This window comes from Martelella radicis, assembly GCF_014196625.1.
GTDB classification, from domain to species: domain Bacteria; phylum Pseudomonadota; class Alphaproteobacteria; order Rhizobiales; family Rhizobiaceae; genus Martelella; species Martelella radicis.
On the sequence record NZ_JACIDZ010000001.1, the window covers coordinates 408,236 to 432,458 of the forward strand.

The 24,223-nt window shown below is 62.3% G+C and carries 18 protein-coding genes; 9 read left to right on the forward strand and 9 right to left on the reverse strand.

Going from position 1 to position 24,223, the window contains the following annotated elements:
• Positions 1 to 4 precede the first annotated feature (4 nt).
• From GGR30_RS01890 to GGR30_RS01905, 4 genes are all read left to right on the forward strand, one after another.
• A complete protein-coding gene (locus tag GGR30_RS01890; protein WP_183481799.1) occupies positions 5 to 1,081 on the forward strand; it encodes a BMP family ABC transporter substrate-binding protein in 1,077 nt (358 codons plus the stop codon).
• A gap of 263 nt (positions 1,082 to 1,344) precedes the next feature.
• On the forward strand, positions 1,345 to 2,700 hold the full coding sequence (gene glmU, locus GGR30_RS01895) for a bifunctional UDP-N-acetylglucosamine diphosphorylase/glucosamine-1-phosphate N-acetyltransferase GlmU (protein ID WP_183481802.1): 1,356 nt from the start codon (positions 1,345 to 1,347) through the stop codon (positions 2,698 to 2,700).
• Positions 2,701 to 2,724: 24 nt separating this feature from the next.
• Positions 2,725 to 4,554 carry a glutamine--fructose-6-phosphate transaminase (isomerizing) gene (gene glmS, locus GGR30_RS01900; protein ID WP_183481805.1) on the forward strand — a complete coding sequence of 610 codons (1,830 nt, stop codon included), beginning with the start codon at positions 2,725 to 2,727 and terminating at the stop codon, positions 4,552 to 4,554.
• A 60-nt stretch (positions 4,555 to 4,614) separates the two neighbouring features.
• Entirely contained in the window at positions 4,615 to 5,115 is a 501-nt protein-coding gene (locus tag GGR30_RS01905; RefSeq protein WP_183481808.1) for a GNAT family N-acetyltransferase, read from the forward strand.
• Between the two features lie 6 nt (positions 5,116 to 5,121).
• Here the strand turns inward: GGR30_RS01905 and recG are convergent, their stop codons facing one another.
• Positions 5,122 to 7,221, reverse strand: a complete 2,100-nt coding sequence (recG, locus tag GGR30_RS01910) for an ATP-dependent DNA helicase RecG (protein ID WP_183481811.1) — start codon at positions 7,219 to 7,221, stop codon at positions 5,122 to 5,124.
• Positions 7,222 to 7,314: 93 nt separating this feature from the next.
• Between recG and GGR30_RS01915 the strand changes: the two genes are divergently transcribed.
• Together GGR30_RS01915 and mfd are read left to right on the forward strand one after the other, a co-directional pair.
• Positions 7,315 to 7,617 carry a succinate dehydrogenase assembly factor 2 gene (locus GGR30_RS01915; protein WP_183481814.1) on the forward strand — a complete coding sequence of 101 codons (303 nt, stop codon included), beginning with the start codon at positions 7,315 to 7,317 and terminating at the stop codon, positions 7,615 to 7,617.
• A gap of 16 nt (positions 7,618 to 7,633) precedes the next feature.
• Complete coding sequence (mfd, locus tag GGR30_RS01920) at positions 7,634 to 11,140, forward strand: transcription-repair coupling factor (protein WP_183481817.1); 3,507 nt, start codon at positions 7,634 to 7,636, stop codon at positions 11,138 to 11,140.
• On the opposite strand, the gene GGR30_RS01925 is transcribed toward mfd, so the two are convergent.
• Entirely contained in the window at positions 11,137 to 11,790 is a 654-nt protein-coding gene (locus GGR30_RS01925; protein WP_183481820.1) for a DsbA family oxidoreductase, read from the reverse strand. The genes mfd and GGR30_RS01925 overlap by 4 nt on opposite strands.
• Positions 11,791 to 11,920: 130 nt before the next feature.
• On the reverse strand, positions 11,921 to 13,738 hold the full coding sequence (locus GGR30_RS01930) for an extracellular solute-binding protein (protein WP_183481823.1): 1,818 nt from the start codon (positions 13,736 to 13,738) through the stop codon (positions 11,921 to 11,923).
• A 255-nt stretch (positions 13,739 to 13,993) separates the two neighbouring features.
• Here GGR30_RS01930 and GGR30_RS01935 point away from each other — a divergent pair, with 255 nt between their 5' ends.
• Positions 13,994 to 14,638, forward strand: coding sequence for an invasion associated locus B family protein (locus tag GGR30_RS01935; protein WP_183481826.1), 645 nt, complete (start codon positions 13,994 to 13,996; stop codon positions 14,636 to 14,638).
• A gap of 83 nt (positions 14,639 to 14,721) precedes the next feature.
• Here the strand turns inward: GGR30_RS01935 and hspQ are convergent, their stop codons facing one another.
• From hspQ to GGR30_RS01950, 3 genes are all read right to left on the reverse strand, one after another.
• Complete coding sequence (hspQ, locus tag GGR30_RS01940; protein ID WP_138749051.1) at positions 14,722 to 15,051, reverse strand: heat shock protein HspQ; 330 nt, start codon at positions 15,049 to 15,051, stop codon at positions 14,722 to 14,724.
• Between the two features lie 152 nt (positions 15,052 to 15,203).
• A complete protein-coding gene (gene glnA / locus GGR30_RS01945) occupies positions 15,204 to 16,613 on the reverse strand; it encodes a type I glutamate--ammonia ligase (protein ID WP_183481829.1) in 1,410 nt (469 codons plus the stop codon).
• A gap of 73 nt (positions 16,614 to 16,686) precedes the next feature.
• The gene (locus GGR30_RS01950; protein WP_024707846.1) at positions 16,687 to 17,025 is read right to left on the reverse strand and encodes a P-II family nitrogen regulator; all 339 of its coding nucleotides are present in this window, start codon (positions 17,023 to 17,025) and stop codon (positions 16,687 to 16,689) included.
• 356 nt (positions 17,026 to 17,381) lie between these two features.
• Between GGR30_RS01950 and GGR30_RS01955 the strand changes: the two genes are divergently transcribed.
• Positions 17,382 to 18,848, forward strand: a complete 1,467-nt coding sequence (locus GGR30_RS01955) for an NAD(P)H-hydrate dehydratase (RefSeq protein ID WP_183481832.1) — start codon at positions 17,382 to 17,384, stop codon at positions 18,846 to 18,848.
• Here the strand turns inward: GGR30_RS01955 and GGR30_RS01960 are convergent.
• Together GGR30_RS01960 and uvrA are read right to left on the reverse strand one after the other, a co-directional pair.
• The gene (locus tag GGR30_RS01960) at positions 18,841 to 19,644 is read right to left on the reverse strand and encodes a DUF72 domain-containing protein (protein WP_183481834.1); all 804 of its coding nucleotides are present in this window, start codon (positions 19,642 to 19,644) and stop codon (positions 18,841 to 18,843) included. The genes GGR30_RS01955 and GGR30_RS01960 overlap by 8 nt on opposite strands.
• Positions 19,645 to 19,661: 17 nt before the next feature.
• Complete coding sequence (gene uvrA / locus GGR30_RS01965; protein ID WP_183481837.1) at positions 19,662 to 22,583, reverse strand: excinuclease ABC subunit UvrA; 2,922 nt, start codon at positions 22,581 to 22,583, stop codon at positions 19,662 to 19,664.
• A 246-nt stretch (positions 22,584 to 22,829) separates the two neighbouring features.
• On the opposite strand from uvrA, the gene GGR30_RS01970 reads away from it, so the two are divergent.
• Positions 22,830 to 23,342 (forward strand): single-stranded DNA-binding protein, encoded by a 513-nt coding sequence (locus tag GGR30_RS01970; RefSeq protein ID WP_183481841.1) that lies wholly within the window; start codon positions 22,830 to 22,832, stop codon positions 23,340 to 23,342.
• Between the two features lie 126 nt (positions 23,343 to 23,468).
• Here the strand turns inward: GGR30_RS01970 and GGR30_RS01975 are convergent, their stop codons facing one another.
• Positions 23,469 to 24,113, reverse strand: a complete 645-nt coding sequence (locus GGR30_RS01975; protein WP_183481843.1) for a MarC family protein — start codon at positions 24,111 to 24,113, stop codon at positions 23,469 to 23,471.
• Positions 24,114 to 24,223: the final 110 nt, after the last annotated feature.

Here is a 24,223-nt window from a genome sequence, read left to right on the forward strand (position 1 = left end):
AACGATGAAATCCCTGAAACTCGCACTTGCCGCCTCAGCGGCTGTCATGGCCGGCTTTGCTGCCACGGGCGCCGCTGCCCAGGAAGACGTCAAGGCCTGCTTCGTCTATGTCGGTTCGGCGACCGACGGCGGCTGGACCCAGGCCCATGACATAGCCCGTCAGGAGCTGGAAGCCACGCTGGACGTTGAAACCGCCTATATCGAAAATGTTCCGGAAGGCCCGGACGCCGAGCGTGCGATCGAGCGCATGGCCCGTTCCGGCTGCACCATCGTCTTCACCACCTCCTTCGGCTTCATGGAACCGACGCTGAAGGTTGCCGCCAAATATCCGGACGTGAAGTTCGAACACGCAACCGGTTACAAGACGGCGGACAATGTCGCGACCTACAATTCGCGCTTCTATGAGGGCCGTTACATTTCCGGCGTTATCGCCGGTTCGGTCTCCGAAAGCGGCATCGGCGGCTATATCGGATCCTTCCCGATCCCGGAAGTCGTGATGGGCATCGATGCCTTCCAGCTCGGCGCGCAGTCGGTCAACCCCGACTTCACCACCAAGGTCGTCTGGGCCAATACGTGGTTCGACCCGGGCCGCGAAGCCGACGCCGCCAAGGCGCTGATCGACCAGGGCGTCGACGTTCTGGCGCAGCATACCGACACGACCGCGCCGATGCAGATTGCCGCTGAGCGTGGCGTCAAGGCTTTCGGCCAGGCTTCCGACATGATCAAGGCTGGTCCTGAAACGCAGCTGACGGCGATCCTCGACACCTGGGCGCCCTATTACATCAAGCGCGTCAAGGCGGTTGAAGACGGCACCTGGACCTCGGAACAGAGCTGGGACGGCCTGAAGGACGGCATTCTGTCGATGGCGCCCTACACCAACATGCCCGATGACGTGAAGGCGCTGGCTGAAGAGACCGAGGCCAAGATCATCTCCGGCGAATTGAAGCCGTTTACCGGTCCGGTCACCCTGCAGGACGGCACGCCGTGGCTCGCCGAAGGCGAGGAAGCCGATGACGGCACTCTGCTCGGACTCAACGTTCTGGTCGAAGGCGTTGACGGAACAATTCCGAGCTCGGAATGATCCCGGCACAACCGATACAGGAAAGGCGCCCGCAAGGGCGCCTTTTTTGTTGCGTCCCGGCTAGCGCATCGGCCCGAAAATCGGAATCGATTTTCGGAAAGCACGATGCGTAGATTCAATAGTTAGAGCGTCCTTTGTGCGTCCGAATGGACGCACAAAGGACGCTCTAATGTCTGAAACGGATAAACTTCATTCATAATTTTTGAATAGGTCTCGGGCACGAATACGCTAAAAGCGGTAACCGGTTCGCATATGGAGGTTTCATGTCACGCAGCGCTCTGGCCATTGTTCTTGCCGCCGGCGACGGCACCAGGATGAAATCGGACAAGACCAAGATGCTGCATGAAGTGGCCGGCCGCGCCATGGCGGCCCATGTGGTCGACACCGTTGCCCGCTCCGGCGTGAACGAGACGGTGCTTGTCGTCGGGCGGGACGGCGACAAGGTCGCTGCCGCCTGCGCCGCGCCGCAAAAGGCGCTTCGAACCTTCGAGCAGACGGAACGCCTCGGCACCGCCCATGCCGTGCTTGCCGCGCGCGAGGCGATTGCCGCCGGCTTTGACGACCTCATCGTCACCTATGGCGATACGCCCTTGATCACCGCCGAAACGCTCGGCCGGGCCCGCTCCGCGCTGGCCGAAGGCAGTGACGTGGTGGTCATCGGCTTCGAAGCCGGCGATCCGACGGGCTACGGCCGACTGCTGGTGCGCGACGGGGCGCTGACGGCAATCCGCGAGGAAAAGGATGCAAGCGCCGACGAACGCGCGGTGAGGCTCTGCAACAGCGGCCTGATGGCGCTCAACGGCCGTCGCGCGCTCGCGTTCCTCGATGCGATCGGCAATGACAACGCCAAGGGCGAGTTTTACCTGACGGATGTGGTCGAAGTGGCGCTCGCAAAGGGTGGTAAGGCGAGCGTGGTGATGGCCGAGCCCGACGAGGTGCTTGGCTGCAACAACCGCGCCGAGCTCGCCGAACTTGAACGCATCTGGCAGGCGCGCCGCCGCCGCGAACTGATGCTTGAGGGCGTGACCATGATCGCCCCGGAGACGGTGTTCCTGTCCTATGATACCGAGATCGGGCCCGACACGGTGATCGAGCCCAATGTCTGGTTCGGGCCGGGCGTGCGCATTGCCGCCAATGTCACCATCCATGCCTTCAGCCATATCGAAGGCGCTTCGGTCGCTTCCGGCAGCCAGGTGGGGCCGTTTGCGCGCCTCAGACCCGGCGCGGTGCTGCATGACGATGCCAAGGTCGGCAATTTCTGCGAAGTGAAGAACGGCGATATCGGCGTCGGCGCCAAGGTCAACCATCTGAGCTATATCGGCGACGCCAGCATAGGCGCGAAGGCCAATATCGGCGCGGGAACGATCACCTGCAATTATGACGGCGTCAACAAGGCACGGACAACGATCGGCGACAACGCCTTCATCGGCTCCAATTCGGCACTGGTCGCGCCGGTCGCGATCGGCAACGGCGCCTATGTCGGCTCCGGCAGCGTGATCACCACCGACGTGCCGGACAATGCGCTGGCGATCGCGCGCGGTCGGCAGGAAAACAGGGAAGGGCGGGCCGAACTGATCCGCGCCCGCGCCATCAAGGCGGCGAAACAATCAAAATCCTAGAATTTCAGCGGAGAGAACAGCGGAATGTGCGGAATTGTCGGAATTGTCGGCCGCGAGCCGGTCGCCGAGCGGCTTGTCGATGCGTTGAAGCGCCTGGAATATCGCGGCTATGATTCCGCCGGCATCGTCGTCATCGAGGCTGATGGAGCGCTTTCCAGAAGGCGCGCGCCGGGCAAGCTTGAAAACCTGCGCGCCCGCCTTTCAGAGGATCCTGTCGACGGCGTGACCGGCATAGCCCATACCCGCTGGGCGACCCATGGCGTGCCGAACGAGACCAATGCGCATCCCCATGTCGCCGGCGATGTCGCCGTGGTCCACAATGGCATCATCGAGAATTTCGCCGAACTGCGCGCCGAGCTTGCGGCGGACGGCGTGGTGTTCGAGACCGAGACCGACACGGAAATCGTCGCGAGGCTGCTGGACAAGCACCGCCGCGCAGGCCTTGCGCCGCGTGACGCAGTGCTCGCCATGCTGCAAAGGGTCACCGGCGCCTTCGCCCTGGTGATCCTGTTCCAGGACCGGCCGGAAACGCTCTATGTTGCCCGCTACGGTCCGCCGTTGGCCGTCGGTTACGGTTCCTCGGAAATGTATGTCGGTTCGGACGCGATCGCGCTTGCGCCCTTTGCCGACGGAATTTCCTATCTCGAGGACGGCGACATGGCGATCATCGATCGTGACGGCGTCGAGTTCTGCGATTTCTCCGGTGCGCCCGTTTCCCGCAAGCGCCAGCCGCTGCAGCTCTCCTCGATGCTGATCGACAAGGGCAATCACCGCCACTTCATGGAGAAGGAAATCTTCGACCAGCCGGAGGTGATCTCGCACACGCTCGGCCATTATTGCGATTTCGCCAACCAGCGGGCGCAGACGGATGGCGACGGGATCGATTTCTCGAACGTCTCGAAGCTGGCAATCGCGGCCTGCGGCACCGCCTACCTGTCCGGCCTGATCGGCAAGTACTGGATCGAGCGCTTCGCCCGGCTGCCCGTCGAGATCGACGTCGCATCGGAATTCCGTTATCGCGAAATGCCGCTGTCGGAAGACCAGCTGGCGCTGTTCATCTCGCAGTCCGGCGAGACCGCCGATACGCTGGCATCGCTGCGCTATTGCAAGGCCAACGGTGTCAGGACCGGCGCGCTCGTCAACGTCACCGGCTCGACGATTGCTCGCGAGGCCGATGCGGTCTTTCCCATTCTCGCCGGGCCGGAGATTTCGGTCGCCTCGACCAAGGCCTTCACCTGCCAGCTCGCGCTGATGGCCTCATTGGCGCTGAGAGCAGGACGCGAACGCGGGACGTTGTCGCTGGAGGAGGAGCAGGCGCTCGTTCACCAGCTTTCGGAAGTGCCGCGACTGATGAACCGGGTGCTGCATGCAGTCCAGCCGCAGATCGAACGCCTGGCGCGGGAACTGTCGCGCTTCCACCACGTGCTCTATCTCGGCCGCGGCACAAGCTATCCGCTGGCGCTGGAAGGCGCGCTGAAGCTGAAGGAAATCACCTATATCCACGCCGAGGGCTATGCCGCGGGCGAACTGAAGCACGGACCGATCGCGCTGATCGACGAAAATATGCCGGTCATCGTCATCGCGCCGCATGACCGGTTCTTCGAAAAGACGGTCTCCAACATGCAGGAAGTCGCCGCCCGCGACGGCCGTATCGTCTTCATCACCGATGAGGCCGGAGCGGCCGCGTCCGACCTGAAGACCATGGAGACGATCGTGCTGCCGGACATGCCGGAATTCATCGCGCCCATGGTGTTCGCCCTGCCGATCCAGTTGCTGGCCTATCACACGGCCGTCTTCATGGGCACGGATGCCGACCAGCCGCGCAACCTTGCCAAGGCCGTGACGGTGGAGTGAGACGTATCAAGTCGCATTCCTATCAAATGTGATAATCTACGCGGCCAGGAGGATCACACCATGAAGATACGCCGCGAACGCTTCGAAGATGTCAGAGCCGTTGATGCGCTTGTGCGTCGCGCCTTCTACAACCATCCGCACAGCGACGGGAGCGAACCGGATATCGTGCGGCGGCTCAGAAAGACCTGCGCCCTTGCTCTGGCCCTTGTCGCAGAGGAAGACGGCAAGGTTGTCGGCCACATCGCGTTCTCGCCGGTTGGCTTTTCCGATGGCGCCAGAGACTGGTTCGGCGTCGGTCCCCTTGCGGTCGATCCCGACTACCAGCGCAAGGGCATCGGCTCGTCGCTGCTGCTGGGCGGGCTTGAACTCCTGAAGGATGATGGCGCGCGCGGCGCCGTTCTGGTCGGCGATCCCGGCTTTTACGGACGTTACGGCTTCCAGGCGGAACCCAGCGTGACGCTTGAGGGCGTGCCGCCCGAAAACCTTCTGCTTCTGCCTTTCGATGATGACGTGCCTTCGGGCGCGGTTGCCTTCCATCAGGCGTTTTTCGGTGAAGTGTGAAGGGCCTCAGCCGGCGCTGAGATTGCGGATCGCCTCGTCCCGGCGGAAGAGATAGAGCAGCATGCGCAGCGCCTTGCCGCGCTCCCCCTGAAGCTCGGGGTCTTGGTTGACGACATAAGCGGCGTCCTTGCGGGCAAGCGCCAGAATGTCGCCATGCGCCTCCAGATGGGCAAAGCGGAAGCCCGGCATGCCGGACTGGCGCGTGCCGAGAAGCTCGCCTTCGCCGCGCAGCTTCAGGTCTTCCTCGGCGATCCGGAACCCGTCATTGCTCTCGCGCAGGACGGAAAGCCGCGCCCGTCCGGTCTCCGACAACGGCCCCTTGTAGAGCAGGATGCAGGAGGAGGCCTCGTCGCCGCGGCCGACCCGCCCGCGCAGCTGGTGAAGCTGGGCTAGGCCGAAGCGCTCGGCATGCTCGATGACGATGATTGTCGCGTCCGGCACGTCGACGCCGACTTCGACCACGGTGGTTGCCACCAGAAGCCGTGTCTCGCCGCTCTTGAAGGCCTCCATGGCCGCTTCCTTGTCGGCGGACGACATGCGGCCATGCACGAGGCCGACATGTTCCGGCCCGAGCGCCTTCGCCAGCGTCTCCCGGCGCTCCTCGGCGGACACGAGATCGACGGCCTCCGATTCTTCCACCAAAGGGCAGATCCAGTAGGCTTTCTTTCCTTCGTCAAGCGCCTGCCGCAGACGGCCGACGACATCGCCGATCCGCTCTGTCGGGATCGTCACGGTCTGGATCGGCTTTCGTCCGGCCGGCTTCTCGGTCAGGTTGGAGACATCCATGTCGCCAAAGGCTGCCAGCACCAGCGTGCGCGGGATCGGCGTCGCGGTCATCACCAGAAGATGCGGCGACATGCCCTTGGCGGTCAGTTTCAGCCGCTGGTGCACGCCGAAACGGTGCTGCTCGTCGACGATTGCGAGCCGCAGATCATGATAGCTGACATTGTCCTGAAACAATGCGTGGGTGCCGATAACGATCCGCGCCGTCCCGTCGGCGATTTCCGCCTCGATAACGCGGCGCTCGGCCGCCTTTGTCTTGCCGGTCAAAAGCTTGACCGCGACGCCCGCCTTTTCCGCCAGCGCGGCGATGCCTTCAAAGTGCTGGCGCGCGAGGATCTCGGTCGGGGCCATCAGAACGGCCTGTCCGCCATCCTCCACCACCGCCAGCATGGCCAGAAGCCCGACGACCGTCTTGCCGGAGCCGACATCGCCCTGGAGCATGCGCAGCATGCGCGTTTCCTGGGCCATGTCCGCAAGGATCGCCGAGACGGCTTCTTCCTGGCCGGAGGTCAGCGCGAAGGGCAGGGCGGCGCGGACCTTGCCGGAAAGCGCGTCCGTCGGGTGAACCGGCCGTCCCTTTGTCCGGCGCATCCGGCTTCTGACAAGGGCAAGCGACAGCTGGCCAGCCAGAAGTTCGTCATAGGCGAGCCTGCGCCGTGCCGGGGCCTGCGGTTCGAGATCGGTTTCGTCGCGCGGATTGTGAAGCGCAAGCAGCGCTTCCCTCAGCGCCGGAAAGCCTTGGCGCCTGACAATTTCGCCGTCAATCCATTCAGGAAAGGCCGGGACCCGCTCGCTGGCACTGTCGATCGCCCGCCGCAGAACTTTCGGCGAGAGCCCCGCGGTCATCGGGTAGACCGGTTCGCACTCCGGCAGCGTATCCGCCTTGTCGGCGGTTACCATGTAATCGGGATGCACCATGGAGGGGCGGCCGTTGAACCATTCGGCCCGGCCGCTGACCAGCACCGTCTCGCCGACGGGAAGCGCCTTTTCCAGCCAGTCGGCCTTGGCGCGGAAAAAAGTCAGCGTCAGCTCGCCCGTGTCGTCATGGATGAACACCCGGTAGGGCGCACTGGAGCGCGCCGGCGCCGGCTGGTGCCGGTCGACACGGCCTTCGACCGTCACGATCGCGCCTTCGGGCAGATAGGCAATGCCCGGCCTCAGACGACGGTCGATCAGCGAGGTCGGCGTATGGAACACCAGATCGATGACGCGCGCCTCGTCGTCGCGCCCGGTAAGGCGGGCGAGAAGCTTTTCAAGCTTCGGCCCGATCCCGGAAAGCGAGGTGACGGGCGCGAACAGGGGGTCGAGCAAAGCCGGGCGCATTATTCCCAATTGGACCCAAGGAAGCGCTTTGGCAAGGCTGACAAGCGCGAAACGAGCGGTTATAGAGACCAATCAACAAAGAAGGTTTTTGAAATGACCGGTCTGAAACGTTCGAGCGCCGATCTCGACCCCCGCCGCCGGCGGATCCTGTTTCGCTGCTGGCACCGCGGCATCCGCGAGATGGATCTCGTTCTCGGCCAGTTCGCCGAGGAGAATCTCGCCGACATGGATGACGAGACGCTCGACGCGCTCGAAATGATCATGGCCGAGGAAGACAATGACCTGATCAAATGGATCAACGGCGCCGAACCGGTGCCAGACCACTTGCGTATTCCGCTCTTCGAACGCATCTGCGCATACAGGCCGGATTTCGATCCGGTCGAAAAAGACATCTGAAGATTTTTGCGACAACATGATAGCCGGATTTAACCCGAAAAAGCTGGATGGCCTCAGCGGCGCCGTCACCATCGCCAATGCCGTGCCGGGAACCGAACCGCTGGTCTTGGCAGAGATGGCGCGCGCCGGCCAGTCGGTTGCCTATGTGCTGTCCGACGGCCAGCGGATCGCCGATTTCGAGCAGATGCTCGGCTTTGCGGCACCTGACATTCCGGTGCTGACGCTGCCCGCCTGGGACTGTCTGCCCTATGACCGCGTTTCACCGGGAGCGGACACGTCCGCGCGGCGGCTTTCGGCTCTGTCGGGCCTCATTGCGCATGCCGAAAAGCCGCATCCGGCGATCATCCTCGTCACCGTCAATGCCATGCTGCAGAAACTGCCGCCGCGCGAGATTGTCGCGACGCTCGGTTTTTCCGCCCGCGCCGGCCAGGTGATCGACATGGAGGTGATTGTCCGCCGGCTGACCGATGCGGGCTTCGAGCGCGTGCCGACCGTGCGTGCCGTCGGCGAGTATGCGGTGCGCGGCGGCATTCTCGATGTCTTTGTGCCGGGAGCCGAAAACGGCCTGCGTCTCGATTTCTTCGGCGACACGCTGGAATCGATCCGCGCCTTCGATGCCGCGACGCAGCGCACCATCGGCTCGGTCAAGGCGTTCACGCTCAACGCCATGAGCGAGGTGACGCTGAACGACGAGAACATCGCCCGCTTCCGCAAGAACTACCTGTCGCTCTTCGGCGCCTCAACGCGTGATGACGCGCTCTACCAGGCGGTTTCGGAAGGCCGTCGCTATGCCGGCATGGAACACTGGCTGCCGCTGTTCTACGAGCGTCTGGAAACCATGTTCGATTATCTTTCCGGCTTCCGGATCGTCTTCGACCATACGGCGCGCGAGGCGGCGAATGACAGGGCGGATCTGATCGAGGACTATTACGAGGCCCGCCGCACCAATCTCGGCGCCGCCCATGGCGGGCAGGGCGCGCCCTACAAGCCCGTGCCGCCGGACATGCTCTATCTCGATGAGACCGCATTTGCCGCCGGGCTCGAAGCGAACGCGGCCGTGCGGCTTTCGCCCTTCAACGAGGCATCCTCGCTCGGCAAGCCGGTGATCGCGCTCGAGGCCCATGCCGGCCCGCGCTGGGCCGTTGCCGCGCAGGCGCGAAAACAAGAAGACGGCGAGCGGGCGAATGTGTTTGAGGAGGCCGTCCGGCATATTGCCGACACGCGCTCGAAGGGCGGCAAGGTGCTGATCACCGGCTGGTCGGAGGGCTCGCTCGACCGTCTGCTGCAGGTCCTGAAGGAACACGGGCTTTCGAAGATCAAGCCGGTCAAGGCGCTTGCGGACCTTCAGAGCCTTGCCAAGGGCGAGGCGGCGAGCGCGGTCCTCAGTCTTGAGGGCGGTTTCGAGACCGGCGACCTGCATGTGATCGGCGAGCAGGACATTCTCGGCGACCGGCTGATCCGAAAGACCAGAAAGAACAGGAAAGCCAGCGACTTCATCACCGAGGTTTCCGGACTGGATGAAGGATCGCTGGTCGTTCACGCCGAACACGGCATCGGTCGTTTCACGGGACTGAGGACGATCGAGGCGGCCGGCGCGCCGCGTGATTGCCTGGAACTGCATTATGCAGACGATGCCAAGCTGTTCCTGCCGGTCGAGAATATCGAACTCCTGTCGCGCTATGGCTCCGATGCGGCCGATGTGCCGCTGGACCGGCTTGGCGGCGGCGCCTGGCAGGCTAAGAAGGCGCGTCTGAAGAAGCGGCTTCTCGACATGGCAGACGAGTTGATCGCGATCGCTGCCAAGCGTGCGACGCGCACCGCGCCGCCGCTGGTGGCGGCCGAGGGGCTCTATGACGAGTTCGCCGCCCGTTTCCCCTATGAAGAGACGGAAGACCAGTATAACGCCATTGAAGCCGTGCGCGGCGACCTCGGCCTTGGCCGGCCGATGGACCGGCTGATTTGCGGCGATGTCGGCTTCGGCAAGACAGAAGTGGCGCTGCGGGCTGCTTTCCTGGCGGCCATGAACGGTGTCCAGGTGGCCGTGGTCGTGCCGACGACGCTGCTGGCGCGTCAGCACTACAAGACCTTCATAGAGCGTTTCCGCGGACTGCCCATCAAAGTTGCCCAGGCCTCGCGTCTCGTCAGCGGCAAGGAACTGGCGCAGACCAAGAAGGACCTTTCCGAAGGCAAGGTCGATGTCGTGGTCGGCACGCATGCGCTCCTCGGCACCTCGATCAAGTTCGCCAATCTCGGCCTCCTGATCATCGATGAGGAGCAGCATTTCGGCGTGCGACACAAGGAGCGGCTGAAGGAGCTGAAGAGCGATGTGCACGTGCTGACGCTCTCGGCGACGCCCATTCCGCGCACGTTGCAGCTTGCCATGACCGGCGTGCGCGAACTGTCGCTGATCACCACGCCGCCTGTCGACCGCATGGCCGTCAGGACCTTCATCTCGCCCTTCGATCCGCTGGTGATCCGCGAGAACCTGATGCGCGAACACTATCGCGGCGGCCAGAGCTTTTATGTTTGTCCGCGGCTTTCCGATCTGGAAGAGGTGCAGGCCTTCCTGCAGGCGGAAGTGCCGGAACTGAAAGTCGCCGTCGCCCACGGGCAAATGGCGGCGGGCCAGCTCGAGGACATCATGAATGCCTTTTATGACGGCAGCTATGATGTGCTGCTGTCAACGACGATCGTCGAATCCGGCCTCGACGTGCCGACGGCCAACACGCTGATCGTCCACCGCGCCGACATGTTCGGCCTGGCCCAGCTCTACCAGTTGCGCGGCCGGGTCGGCCGTTCGAAGATCCGCGCCTTCGCGCTGTTCACGCTGCCGGCGAACAAGCGCATGACGGATACGGCGGAGCGCCGGCTGAAAGTGCTGCAGTCGCTCGACACGCTCGGCGCCGGCTTCCAGCTTGCAAGCCACGATCTCGATATTCGCGGGGCGGGCAATTTGTTGGGCGAGGAGCAGTCCGGCCACATCAAGGAGGTCGGCTTCGAGCTTTACCAGCAGATGCTGGAGGAAGCGGTCGCCGAGGCCAAGGGCGACGAGGATGCCGGCGGCAGCGACTGGTCGCCGCAGATTGGGCTCGGAACCTCGGTGATGATCCCGGAAAGCTATGTGCCGGACCTAAACCTCCGCATGGCGCTCTATCGCCGCCTTGGCGAACTGACCGATGCCGGCGAGATCGACGCTTTCGGCGCGGAACTGATCGACCGGTTCGGGCCGATGCCGGAGGCGGTGCAGTCGCTGCTGAAGGTGGTCTTCATCAAGTCGCTCTGCCGCACGGCCAATGTCGAAAAGCTCGATGCCGGGCCGAAGGGCATCGTCGTCACCTTCCGCAACAAGGAATTCCCGAACCCGGCGGGCCTTGTCCAGTTCATCGCCGAACAGAGCGTCTCGGCCAAGATCAGGCCGGACCAGAGCGTGTTCTTCAACCGCGACCTGCCGACGCCCGAAAAGCGCCTCGGCCAGGCCGCGATCATCATGAACAAGCTATCGAAGATTGCCGAAGCTGGTTAGGCGACGTCGCCGGAGGCGAGCTGCTGCAGTGCGTTCTGCAGCACTTCGGCCGGCTGGGCGCCGCTCAGGGCGTATTTCTGGTTCAGAATGAAGAAGGGCACGCCGGTGACGCCCATCTGTTCGGCATTGGCGATTTCGTTGCGCACCATGTCGACATCGGCGTCACTTGCCAGAAGCCGCGCGACCATCTCGCGGTCCATGCCGCATTCGGCGGCGATATCGGCCAGCACCGCATGGTCGCCGAGGTTGCGCCCCTCCTCGAAATTGGCCTTGTAGAGCCGATTGACCACCACATTCTGCATGGCGATGCTTTCGGTATGGGCCCAGAGCAGCAGGCGGTGGGCATCGAACGTGTTCGGCCTGATCAGGATACGGTCGAAATTGAAGGTGATGCCTTCCTCGCGGCCAAGATTTGTGAGTTGTTCATGCATCTCGTCGCGGCGGATCGGACTACCAAGCTTTTCGGCGAGCATGGCCTGATTGTCGACGCCCTCCGGCGGAATGGTCGAATCAAGCTCGAAGGGACGCCACTGCACGACCACTTCGACATCCCCCTCGAGCGCGGAGATGGCGCGGTCGAGACGTGCCTTGCCGAGATAGCACCATGGGCAGACGACATCGATGACGGCGTCGATGGTTACGGTGTTCATACCGTTCCTTTCCAAAATTAGGAGGCGCTGGTTGGCCGTTTTGCCCGCCGGCAGGCTTACCCTTTCCGGTGTCACTCCCGGGTCAAGTCCGAGTATGGCTCAAGAGGGGGCGCCGGCATGCAGGCAGGCCTCACTGCGCGGACGCATCCCACCAGGTGGGAAGCTGATAGCCATAGATAGGTGTTTCAGCCGGCGGCTCAATATCGCTCCAGCGCGCCACCCACTGACCGTCCCGATGATAGAGCGGCAGCATGTAGTGACCGTTGACGAGCAACCGGTCAAGGGCGCGCACGGAATCGGTGAAGTGCTCGGTCGAGCGCGCCTCCAGCATGTCATTGATCATGCGGTCGACATCGGTGTTGGCTACGCCGGCGAAATTGAACGTGCCCTCGATATCGCGCGAGCGCGTCTCCCAGCGCCAGATCTGCTCGGCGCCCGGTGACAGCGATGACGTATAGTAGAAGCCCGGCGCGACCAGCACGATCATGTCGTAGTCGAAGGTGTTGAGCCGCTTCTGGTACTGGGCGTCATCCACGGTGCGGATGGTCATCGCCACGCCGATGAGGTTCAGCGAATGCTGATAGGCGAGCGCCAGTTTCTCCTGGGCGGAATTGGTTGTCATCACCTCGAAGGACAACTGGTTGCCGTCCGGTCCGATCATCTTGCCGCCGTCGATCTTGTAGCCGGCTTCGGCCAGAAGACGCACGGCAGCGCCCAGCACCTTGCGGTCGGAACCGGATCCATCGGTGACCGGCATGGCGTAGTCGCCGGCGAGGATTTTCGGGTCGATCACGTCGATCGCGTCCTCGAGCAATTCGCGCTCGGTTTCGGTCGCGGGATTGCCGTATGCGCCAAGCGCGGAATTCTGCCAGTAGCTTTCGGTGCGCTGATAGGCGTTGTCGAAGAGGGTGCGGTTGACCCACTGAAAATCGAAGATATTCGACAACGCCTCGCGCACCCGCGCGTCCTCGAACTTCGGACGGCGCGTGTTGAAGACGAAGCCCATCATGCCCGTCGGCGTCTCGGGCGAAAACGTATCCTTGATCACCTGGCCGTCATTGGCGGCGGGGAAATCATAGGCCCTTGCCCAGTGGCTGGGGTCGTCGTCGGGATAGATATCGACCGCGCCCTTCTTGAACGCCTCGAAGAGCGTCGAACTCTGCAGGTAATAGTCGACGGTGATCTTGTCGTAATTGGCGAAGCCAACCATCGAGGGCAGGTCCTTGCCCCAGTAATCGTCGCGGCGGGTGTAGACGATCCGCTGGCCGGGCTCCACCGTGTCGATCGTGTAGGGGCCGGAACCGAGCGGCATGGCCATCGTATTCGTGTCGAAGGTTTCCGGATCAAGCGCATGCGCGGGGAAAACCGGCATCAGCGCGAAGATCAGCGGCGTTTCCCGGTTGGCCTTGTCGTTGAAGGTGAAGCGCACGCCGCGCTCGCCGACCTTTTCCATCGTTTCGACCAGATCGAGGCGGCGGTTATAGGGCGGGCGGCCCTTGTCCTTCAGCAGGTTGAAGGTGAACATCACATCCTCGGGCGTCACCGGCTCGCCGTCCGCCCATTTTGCGCGCGGATCCATGTTGAACTGGATGTAGCTGCGTTCCGCGTCCCATTCGGCCGTTTCCGCGAGAAGGCCGTAAAGCGTGAAGGGTTCGTCGCGCGAGCGTTTCATCAACGGCTCGTAGACGAGGTGGCCGAACTCTTCCTCCCACAGGCCGCGGGCGGATGAGCGCATGCCCTTCAGCACGAAGGGATTGAGCGCGTCGAAGGAGCCGACCACGCCATAGGTGATATCGCCGCCCTTCTTGACATCCGGATTGACGTAACTGAAATGCTGATAGTCCGGCGGCAGGGCCGGGTCGCCATGCATGGCGATGCCGTAGAGCGGATCGGCGACGGCCGCGCCCGCCCACGCCACGGAAAAGAGGAGAGGAACAATGATGCGCATCGATTCGTCCTGTCTTGATCCCTAGTTGCCCGAGACTAGCATGGGCGCAGCGGCTTGCGAAATACAGGCGGGATTTTGCGGTTTCGCGGCAATTTAGACGTTTTCGGGGGTAGAACACGAACGAATGTGACGATATCAGGGGAAACACTGGCGGTTGAGGCCCGAATGAGGGATGGTCTGCCGCATTTCGGTAACATTAGGCATGCAGGTTCCAGCACCATTGACCTCATGCAGACGAACCAGGAGAGATATTTCATGCTTTCACGCGCCAGATTTATGAAGCATGTCGCGGTTTGCGCTTTCACTATTGCCGGCATCTCCGCCGGCGGCGCATCGGCCCAGGACCAGCAGGCGGCCCAGCAGCAGGGCCAGGGACTGCCCACCCAGGGCTGGTTCAAGACCTGTAACGACAACGGTCAGGCCAATGTCTGCATCGTTCAGAATTATGCCCGCGCCGAGAACGGCCAGGTGCTGACCGCCGTTGGCCTGATCACGCCGCAGGGCGGCAACGGCCAGCCGATGCTGCAGATCACCGTGCCGACCTTCCGCGTCATTCCGGCCGGCGTGACCATGCAGATCGACAATTCGAGCCCGCAACGCGTCGACTATGCGCTCTGCACCAACGAACAGTGCATCGCCCAGGCGCCGCTGACCGACACGCTCGTCAACGCCATGAAGCGCGGCGGCAAGGTGACCTTCACCTCGGTGAACGTGCGCCAGCAGCCGAACCCGGTCGACGTGACGCTCAGTGGCTTTACGGCCGCCTTTGACGGCGACCCGATCAGCCAGCCCGATCTCGTCGAGAGCCAGCGCAACCTAGACGAATCGATCAAGAAGATGGCCGTCGACCGCCGCAAGAAGATCGAGGAAGCCCAGCAGAGCGCCACCGGCGGCAATTGATCAGGCAGATCCGAACAAAAAGAAAGGCCCGGTCGCCCCATGGCGGCCGGGCCTTTTCATGTCGGGTCAATATCCGCATCACATCAGTGGGAGACTGCGTAACGCGGGGCAAGCTGTCCATTGTCCGTCACGGTGAAAATCTCGCCGATCTGCGGGTTGCGCAGCGGTTCGCCGCTCAGATCATGTTCGAGATTGCCTTCGGAGACATAGGCCACATAGCCCTTCTCGTCGTTTTCCGCGACGAGGTGATAGAAGGGCTGATCCTTGTCCGGGCGGATTTCCGGCGGAATCGAATTGTACCATTCGTCGGTGCGGGAGAATTCCGCGTCCACATCGAATATCACGCCCCGAAAGGGAAGCGTACGATGGCGGACGATGTCGCCGATATTGTATTTCGCTTCGCGTATCTTCATGAGCATTTCCTTTCGAATACTATATGGAAACGCACCACGGAGACTGCAAGAGGCGCATCGGTTTTGCCGCAAAAGCTTTTGAAAACAAAAAGAAAACCGGCCGCCCGAGGGCGACCGGTCTTGATCTGTCCGAAAGACGGCTCGGGCTGAAATCAGACCGAGTAGTACATGTCGAATTCGACCGGGTGCGGCGACATTTCGAAACGCAGCACTTCTTCCATCTTCAGGTCGATATAGGCATCGATCTGGTCGTCGTCGAACACGCCGCCGGCGGTCAGGAAGGCGCGGTCGGCATCCAGGCTCTCGAGCGCTTCGCGCAGCGAACCGGCAACCGTCGGGATTTCCTTCAGCTCTTCCTTGGGCAGGTCGTAGAGGTCCTTGTCCATGGCGTCGCCGGGGTGCAGCTTGTTCTTGATGCCGTCGAGGCCGGCCATCATCAGGGCTGCGAAGGCGAGGTAGGGGTTAGCGCCCGGATCGGGGAAGCGGACTTCAACGCGCTTTGCCTTCGGCGAGGAGCCGAACGGAATACGGCAAGAGGCCGAACGGTTGCGGGCGGAGTAGGCCAGCAGAACCGGAGCTTCAAAGCCCGGGACCAGACGCTTGTAGGAGTTGGTCAGCGGGTTGGTGAAGGCGTTGATGGCCTTGGCATGCTTGATGATGCCGCCGATGTAGTAGAGGCAGGTTTCCGACAGACCGGCATACTCATCACCGGCGAAGGTCGGCTTGCCGTCCTTCCAGATCGACTGGTGAACGTGCATGCCCGAGCCGTTGTCGCCATAGACCGGCTTCGGCATGAAGGTTGCGGTCTTGCCATAGGCATGGGCAACCTGGTGCACGCCATACTTGTAGATCTGCGTCTTGTCGGCCATGCGGGTCAGCGTGTCGAAGACCATGCAGAGCTCGTGCTGGGCGGAAGCCACTTCGTGGTGGTGCTTTTCGACGGTGATGCCCATTTCGGCCAGAACAGTCAGCATTTCCGAACGCATGTCCTGGACGCTGTCGACCGGGGGAACCGGGAAGTAGCCGCCCTTGGTGCGCGGCCGGTGACCCATATTGCCGGTTTCATATTCTGTGAAGGCGTTCGACGGCAGTTCGGTGCTGTCGAGCTGGAAACCGGTGTTGTAGGGATCGGCAGCGAAACGAACATCGTCGAAAACGAAGAATTCGGGCTCGGGGCCGAAGAAGGTGGTGTCGCCGATGCCGGTCGACTTCAGATAGGCTTCAGCCTTCTTGGCCGTGCCACGCGGGTCGCGGTTATAGGCTTCGCCGGACAGCGGCTCGAGAACGTCGCAGAAAACAGCCATTGTGGACTGTGCGAAGAAGGGGTCCATGTGGGCCGTTGCAGTGTCGGGCATCAGGACCATGTCGGACTCGTTGATGGCCTTCCAGCCCTCGATCGACGAACCGTCGAACATGATGCCGTCGGCGAACATGTCTTCATCGACAGCCGAAACGTCCATCGTCACGTGCTGCAGCTTGCCCTTGGGGTCGGTAAAGCGCAGATCGACGAACTTGACGTCGTTGTCTTTGATTTGTTTCATAATTTCAGCAGCTGTCGTCATTTAACGTTTTCCTTGCATAAGAAGATGACGATAGGGATTCCCCGTCTTTCCGGATGGAAAGAGGAGGGATGGATCAGATGGCGTCAACGCCGGTTTCGCCGGTGCGGATACGCACGACGCCCTCGACATTGGAAACGAAGATTTTTCCGTCGCCGATGCGCCCCGTCTGCGCGGCATTGCGGATGGCATCGATGACGGCATCCACATTATCGTCTGCCAGCACGACCTCGACTTTGACTTTGGGAAGAAAGTCGACGACGTATTCGGCGCCACGGTAAAGTTCCGTATGACCCTTCTGGCGCCCGAAGCCTTTCGCTTCCGTGACAGTGATGCCTTGCAGGCCGACTTCCTGAAGGGCTTCCTTCACTTCGTCGAGCTTGAAAGGCTTGATGATCGCTTCGATCTTTTTCATGAGAAAATTGCTCTCCGCTTCTCCCGTTGAAGCAGGCATCAGCCCGCTCGGAACTTCAGATGCACATTGCATGCCAGTTTGATCATATTGTCCCGTAATCGCACCAAAAGGGAAGGGTGTTTTTACGGATGCCACGGCTTTGCTGAATTGCCGCCGAAATCAGGCTCGCCAAAAGGCGGGCTTGCGTCAAGAGCGGGGCATTTCCATCGCAGAACTCTGTCGATGCCTGACGATTCAGCAGACATTCGTGTTTAAATATTAGGCAATTGACCATTGTATGAACATTATAAACGTAGCGCTTGCGCTTACGCCGCATTTGCCGTTCTACTCGTTGGCGCAATACGGAGGTCTCTGACATGCTGCTCCTGACACCGGAAGAGATGGGCCGCGCCGACCGTCTTGCGGCCGAAAGCGGGATCGACAGCTACGGCCTGATGATCAAGGCCGGCCACGCCGTTTCCGCTGCCTTCCTGCGTCTTTACCCGGCGGCCTCGAGGGCAGATGTCCTCTGTGGGCCGGGCAATAACGGCGGCGACGGCTATATCGCGGCCGAGTCGCTGAGACGGGCTGGCGTTGAGGTTGCGCTCTATCACCTGGGCGATCCGGAAAAGCTCAAGGGTGACGCCCGACGCGCCTGGCAGGCCTGCGGCATAGACGGCAAGCCGATAGAGGATTACCGGGCAGCCGCCGACGCGGTGATCATCGATGCCCTGTTCGGGGCCGGCCTGCAGCGGCCCCTTTCCGATGCGCTCTGCACCTTGATCGGTCAGGTGAACGAAGCGGCGGCGCCCGTGATCGCCGTCGACCTGCCTTCCGGGATCAGCGGGCTGACCGGCAAGGTTCAGGGCGCGGCCTTCACCGCAGCCCACACAGTCACCTTCCTGCGGGCAAAGCCGGGTCACTATCTTCTGCCGGGGCGCGAGCATTGCGGCAGGCTGGAAGTGTTCGATATCGGCATTCCGCAGCGCATTCTTGAAGAGGCGGGTGGCTGCCATCATCTGAACGGGCCGGATCTGTTTGCCCCTGCGCTGCCCGCGCTGACGGCATCATCGCACAAGTTCAGGCGCGGCCATCTCGGGGTGTTCAGCGGCGGGCCATCGGCCTCCGGCGCGGCGCGGCTTTCCGCGACGGCAGGGCTCAGGATCGGGGCAGGGCTGGTGACGCTCGCCGTGCCGCCGAATGCGGCGATGGTGGTGGCGAACCAGGTGACCGCGGTGATGCTGAAAGCGATTCCCGACGTTGCGGCGCTCGAGGAATGGCTAGAGGACAAGCGGCTTTCAGCCTTTGTGCTCGGGCCGGGATTCGGTGTCGGGGAAAAGGCGCGGGCCTTCGTCTCTGCCTTGGCTTCCCGGCCGCTGGTGCTGGACGCCGACGGGATCTCATCCTTTGCCGATGATCCCGACGCCTTGTTCGCGCTGTTTTCCGACGCCGATCCGCATTGCGTGCTGACGCCGCATGAGGGCGAGTTCGCGCGGCTTTTTCCCGATATCGCCGCCGACGAAGATATCGGCAAGCCGGAGAGGGCCCGCCGCGCTGCCGAACGCGCCAATGCGATCGTGCTCTACAAGGGCGCCGATACCGTGATCGCGGCCCCGGACGGCCGCATTGCCATCAATGCCGATGCCCCGCCCTGGCTGGCAACGGCGGGTTCCGGTGATGTTCTGGCGGGGATCATCGGCGGCCTTCTGGCGCAGGGCATGCCGGCCTTCGAAGCGGCTTGCGCCGGCGCCTGGCTGCATGGCGAGGCGGCGAAACGGGCGGGCGAGGGGCTGACGGCGGAGGATCTGCCGAACCACCTGCCGCCCATAAGCGGGATCAGCTGAACCTCTGCTGCAGCGCCATGGCGCCGGCAGGCGCGCGGACCTTGCCATTGGTGATGAAGAATGCATAAACGTCGCGCGGCGTTTTCTTCGGGCTCGTCTCATCCAGCAGCGGCAGGTCGTCCGGCGCGCCGCCCTCGGCCCAGGCCTTGAAGCGCCCGGCCCAACGATCCATCGCGTCGTCAGGATAGCAGTGCGGATTGTCATCCGCGCCCTTCTGCAGCCGGCAATAGACGAAATCGCCGGTGACATCGGCGATCATCGGATATTCGGGATGATCCGCACATACCACCGCCGCGCCATAGCGGCGCACCAGCTCGACGAATTCCGGAACGACAAAGGACGGATGCCGAACCTCGATCGCATGGGAAAGCTGAATTCCATCATGGCTTTGCGGCAGAAGTTTCAGAAAATCCTCAAAGTCGTCCGGCTCGAATTTCTTTGTCGGCATGAACTGCCAGAGGATCGGGCCGAGCCGGTCTCCCAGCTCGGTAAGCCCCTGGTTCAGGAATTTCTCGATCGAGCCTTCGGCTTCGGCCAGCTTCTTGCGGTTGGTGCAATAGCGGCTCGCCTTCAGCGAAAAGATGAAACCATCCGGCACGCTCGCTGCCCATTTGGCGAAGGTGGCGGGCTTCTGCGAGGAATAATAGGTGCCGTTGACCTCAATGACCCTTAGCTTCTCCGAAGCATATTCCAGCTGGCGGGTCTTCGGCAGCCTGTCCGGATAGAAACTCTCGTTCCACGGATCGAAGGTCCAGCCGCCGATCCCTGCACGAATTTCACCTGTCTCGGATGTCATCGTGTCCAGCTCCCGGGCTATTCAGCCGCTTCCGTTTTCTTAGGCGGACGCCGCTCGAGCAGCTCCTGCATGTAGACGCCGGTATAGGAGCGCTTCTCCTTGACGATGTCCTCCGGCGTGCCGGTCGCGACGATCTCGCCGCCGCCGTCGCCGCCCTCGGGGCCGATGTCGATCACCCAGTCGGAGGTCTTGATCACTTCGAGATTGTGCTCGATGACCACGACCGAATTGCCCTGTTCGACCAGCTTGTGCAGCACGTCGAGCAGCTTGGCGACGTCATGGAAATGCAGGCCCGTGGTTGGCTCGTCGAGAATATAGAGCGTCTTGCCGGTGGAGCGGCGCGACAGTTCCTTGGCCAGCTTGACGCGCTGGGCCTCGCCGCCCGACAGCGTGTTGGCCTGCTGGCCGACCTTGATATAGCCGAGGCCGACGTCCTGCAGCGTCTGCAGCTTGTCGCGCACCGAGGGGACGGCTGAGAAGAACTCGACGCCTTCCTCGACCGTCAGCTCGAGAATATCGGCGATCGACTTGCCCTTGAACTGAACCTCCAGCGTCTCGCGATTGTAGCGCTGGCCGTGGCAGACGTCGCAGGTGACGTAGACATCCGGCAGGAAGTGCATCTCGATCTTGATCAGTCCGTCGCCCTGGCAGGCCTCGCAGCGCCCGCCCTTGACGTTGAAGGAGAAACGGCCGGGTTGATAGCCGCGGGCCTTCGCCTCCGGAAGGCCGGCGAACCATTCGCGGATCGGCGTGAAGGCGCCGATATAGGTCGCCGGGTTGGAGCGCGGCGTGCGGCCGATCGGCGACTGGTCGATGTCGATCACCTTGTCGACGAATTCCAGCCCCTCGATCCGGTCATGCGGCGCCGGGTTTTCGCGTGCGCCCATGATCCGCCGCGCCGCCGCCTTGTAGAGCGTCTCGATCAGGAATGTAGACTTGCCGCCGCCGGAAACGCCGGTGACGGCGGTGAACATGCCGAGCGGGATCTCGGCGGTGATGTTCTTCAGATTATTGCCGCGCGCGCCGACGACCTTCAGCGCCTTGCCCTTTTTATGCTTGCGCCGTTCGGCGGGCACGGCAACGGCCTGCGCTCCGCTCAGATATTGCCCGGTCAGCGATTTCGGGTTGGCCATGATGGCAGCCGGCGGTCCCTCGGCAATGATTTCACCGCCGTGAATGCCGGCGGCGGGGCCGATATCAAGCACATAGTCGGCAGCCAGGATCGCGTCCTCGTCATGCTCGACCACGATCACCGTATTACCGATATCGCGCAGATGCTTGAGCGTGTCGAGAAGCCGCGTGTTGTCGCGCTGGTGAAGCCCGATGGAGGGCTCGTCCAGCACGTAAAGCACGCCGGTGAGCCCCGAGCCGATCTGCGAGGCAAGCCGGATGCGCTGGCTTTCGCCGCCCGACAGCGTGCCGGAATTGCGCGAGAGTGTGAGATATTCGAGGCCGACATCGTTGAGGAAGCGCAGCCGCTCGTTGATTTCCTTCAGGATCCGAACGGCAATATCGTTCTGCTTCTGCGAAAACCGTTCGGGCAGGCTGTCGAACCAGTCGCGCGCGCCCCTGATCGACATCTGGCTGACATGGCCGATATGACAGCCATCGATCTTGACGGCGAGCGCCTCGGGCTTCAGCCGGAATCCCTCGCAGGCCGGGCAGGGGGCGGCCGACATATAGCGCTCGATCTCTTCGCGCGCCCAGGCGGAATCCGTCTCTTTCCAGCGGCGCTCGAGGTTCGGCATGATGCCTTCGAAGGTCTTCGTCGTCTTGTAGGAGCGGGCGCCGTCGGCATAGTGGAACTCGATCTTCTCGTCTGTGCCGTTGAGGATCGCATCCGTCGCGGACTTCGGCAGCTTGTCCCAGCGCTCGGTCATCTTGAAGCCGAAATGCCTGCCAATCGCCTCCAGCGTCTGCTTGTAATAGGGCGAGGAGGACTTTGCCCAGGGCGCGATCGCGCCGTCGGAGAGCTTCTTGGTGCGGTCGGGAACGACCAGTCCTTCATCGATCTTCTGCTGGAAGCCGAGGCCGTCACAGGTCGGGCAGGCACCGACGGGGTTGTTGAAGGAGAACAGGCGCGGCTCGATCTCGGAAATGGTGAAACCGGAAACCGGGCAGGCGAATTTTTCCGAGAAAACAAGCCGTTCATGCGTTTCGTTGAGAGATTTGTTCTTCGCGCCACCGGCCGCTGTTTCCCCCTCGGGCAGCGGCTTGTCGGCGAATTCGGCAATGGCCAATCCGTCGGCAATTTCCAGGCAGGTCTCAAGGCTGTCTGCGAGACGGGTCGCGAGGTCGGAACGCACGGCGACGCGGTCAACCACCACGTCGATGTCATGCTTGTATTTCTTGTCGAGCTTCGGCGCGTCTGCGATCTCGTAGAATTCGCCGTCGATCTTGACGCGCTGAAAACCCTTCTTCTGCAGCTCCGCCAGTTCCTTGCGGAACTCGCCCTTGCGGCCGCGCACGAGCGGCGCCAGAAGATAAAGCCGGGTCCGCTCCTCCAGCGCCAGAATGCGGTCGACCATCTGCGTCACCGTCTGGCTTTCGATCGGAAGCCCGGTCGCCGGCGAATAGGGCACGCCGGTGCGGGCGAACAGAAGGCGCATATAGTCGTAGATCTCGGTGACCGTGCCGACGGTCGAACGCGGGTTCTTCGACGTGGTCTTCTGCTCGATGGAGATCGCCGGCGACAGACCGTCGATGCGGTCGACATCGGGCTTTTCCATCATCTCCAGGAACTGGCGCGCATAGGCCGACAGGCTCTCCACATAGCGACGCTGGCCTTCCGCATAGATCGTGTCGAAGGCGAGCGATGACTTGCCCGAGCCCGAAAGCCCGGTCATCACGATCAGCGAATTGCGCGGAAGGTCGACGTCGATGCCCTTCAGATTGTGCTGGCGCGCGCCGCGAATGGAGATATTTTTGAGTTCGCTCATAGGTTTCGGCTTCTCGGCAAAGGAAAATCGGTTCTTATGTAGTTCGCAAGGACGGCCTGTCGAGGCTTTGCTTCAATACGTCGCCGGAAATGAATCGGTTGACGAGATCATATCAGCGCATTAGAACAAATAAAGAACATTTTTATTGTGGATTTCACGCCTGCCATTGGTCGCCATGCGGCAGATCGTTTATGCTGGCGCGAAATTCTTCAAGAGGGCCGCGATCGCGGCCAAACAGGTGGTTTCATGGCAGGTAGTGTAAACAAGGTCATCCTCGTCGGCAATCTCGGAGCGGATCCGGAGATCCGGCGCACCCAGGACGGCCGGCCGATCGCCAATCTCAGGGTCGCAACCTCGGAAACCTGGCGCGACCGCAATTCCGGCGAGCGCAAGGAGCGCACGGAGTGGCACCGCGTCGTCATCTTCAATGAAGGCCTGTGCAAGGTCGCCGAGCAATATCTGCGCAAGGGCTCCAAGGTTTATATCGAGGGCCAGCTGCAGACGCGCAAGTGGACCGATCAGGGCGGCCAGGATCGCTATTCGACGGAAGTCGTGCTGCAGGGCTTCAACTCGACGCTGACCATGCTCGACGGTCGCGGCGAAGGCGGCGGCCAGGGTGGCGGCGGAGGCTTTGGCGGCGGTCAGGGCGGCGGCTATGACGATTACGGCTCCCAGCCGGCCTCCGGAGGCGGTGGCCGCAGCAGCGGTGGCGGCGGCGGCGGTTTCTCGCAGGACCTCGACGACGACATTCCGTTCTGATTTCTCATACCGGCCTCGCGATCACGCAGTAAGGCCAGGTTGACCTCATGAAATGCCGTTTCGCGCATGCGGAGCGGCATTTTTCGTGGGAGATCCATCGCCGTCCCGTTTTCACAAGCGGAAATGTCAGCCCGCTGGTGGAGAAAGATGAAATGCCGTTTGCAGGCCGTCGATGACGAACTGCACGGCGAGCGCCGTCAGCATCATGCCGAGAATACGGGTCAGGATGTTGCGCCCGGTCTCGCCCAGGAACCGATCAATTAGTCCAGCCATCAGCATCGCGCCGAGGACCACCAGCGAAGCGATGAGAATGACTGCCACCAGCGCGAGCTTGTCGAGCCATGTTTCCATCTTCGAGCCGAGCAGGATCGTGGCGGAAATGGCGCCCGGGCCGGCGATCAGCGGCATGGCGAGGGGAAAGGCGGCGAGATGGGCGATATTGTCCTTGGTGATCGCGGTCTCGGTGGTCTTTTCCTTGCGCTCCTGGCGCTTCTCGAAAATCATCTCGCAGCCGATCCAGAACAGCAGGATGCCGCCCGCAATGCGGAAGGCGCTCATGGATATGCCAAGCGCCCCGAGGATTCGGTCGCCTAAAAGCGCGAAGGCGACGAGGAGGCAGAAGGAGATCAGCGCGCCGCGCATGGCGACCATTCGGCGCTCGCTCTGCGTCATTCCCACGGTCAGCGCCAGGAAGATCGGCACCATGCCGGGCGGATCCATCGTCACCATCAAGGTGGTGAAGCCGCTGAGGAGCGTTCCCATGTCTGCCATTGAAATGTCCCGGTCCTGTTGATCCCAAAACGCGACGCGATCCGCCTGCCACCTGTTCTCCGGCAAAAACCCAGGGTGGTATCCGGCGCGCTTTTGACACCCTGCCACAA